The sequence below is a fragment of the Nocardia ignorata NBRC 108230 genome (assembly GCF_001612905.1).
Taxonomy (GTDB): domain Bacteria; phylum Actinomycetota; class Actinomycetes; order Mycobacteriales; family Mycobacteriaceae; genus Nocardia; species Nocardia ignorata.
In genome coordinates, this window is record NZ_BDBI01000062.1 from 1 (window position 1) to 1,110 (window position 1,110).

The following is a 1,110-nucleotide window of genomic DNA, read 5'->3' on the forward strand; positions in this document are numbered from 1 at the left end:
AGCAAGGACCCGTCCGGCCGGGCCCCGAACGCCACCGACGACACCGAGCCGACGTGGCCGGTCAACGGCCGCCCGGCGGGCTGCCCAGTCTCGGTATCCCAGACCCAGACAGCGTCATCGTTGGCGCCACTGGCCAACAACAATGACCTATCCGGGCGGGTCCCGAACGCCACAGCGTTCATCTTGCTGGTGTGGCCGGTCAACGGCGCGCCGGCGGGCTGCCCGGTTTCAGGGTTCCATACCCGCACAGTGCGATCGCGGCTGCCGCTGGCCAGCAGCAGGCTTCCGTCCGGGCGAGCCCCAATCGCCACCGACAACACCGAGCTGGTGTGGCCGGTCAACCGCGCCCCAGCTGGCTGCCCGGTCTCGGGGTCCCAGACCCGGACCGTACGATCGTCGCTACCGCTGACGAGCAACAAGGACCCGTCCGGGCGGGCCCCGAACGCCACCGACCACACCGAGCCGACATGGCCGGTCAACGGCCGCCCGGCGGGCTGTCCAGTCTCGGCGTCCCAGACCCGGACCGTGCCATCGCGGCTGCCGCTGGCCAGCAACAGGGACCCGTCCGGGCGGGCTCCGAACGCCACCGACCACACCGAGCCGACATGGCCGGTCAACCGCGCCCCAGCCGGCTGCCCGGTCTCGGGGTCCCAGATGCGGACCGTGCCATCGTCGCTACCGATGGCCAGCAACAAGGACCCGTCCGGGCGGGCCCCGAACGCCACCGACCGCGCCCGGTCAGCGTGGACGGTCAACGGCGACCCTACCGGTCGTCCGGTCTCGACATCCCAGACCCGAACCGTGACATCGCGGCTGCCGCTGGCTAGCAACAGGGACCCGTCCGGGCGGATACCGAACGCCACTGACGACACCGGGGCCGTCGGATGGCCGGTCAACGGCCACCCGATGGGTTGCCCGGTTCCGGGGTCCCAGATGCGGACCGTGCCATCGTCGCTCCCGCTGGCCAGCAATAGGGACCCGTCCGGGCGGATACCGAACGCCACCGAGGACACCGATCCGGTGTGGCCGGTCAACCGTGCCCCGCGGGCCTGCCCAGTTCCAGGGTTCCAGACCCGCACAATACGATCGTTGCTGCCGCTGGCCAGCAAT

The 1,110-nt window shown here is 71.3% G+C and carries 1 protein-coding gene; it reads right to left on the reverse strand.

Annotated features, from left to right (window positions below; all coding sequences use genetic code 11):
- The coding region (locus NI2_RS32400) for a WD40 repeat domain-containing protein (RefSeq protein WP_167355156.1) at positions 1 to 1,034 on the reverse strand (1,034 nt) is incomplete at its 3' end.
- Positions 1,035 to 1,110: the final 76 nt, after the last annotated feature.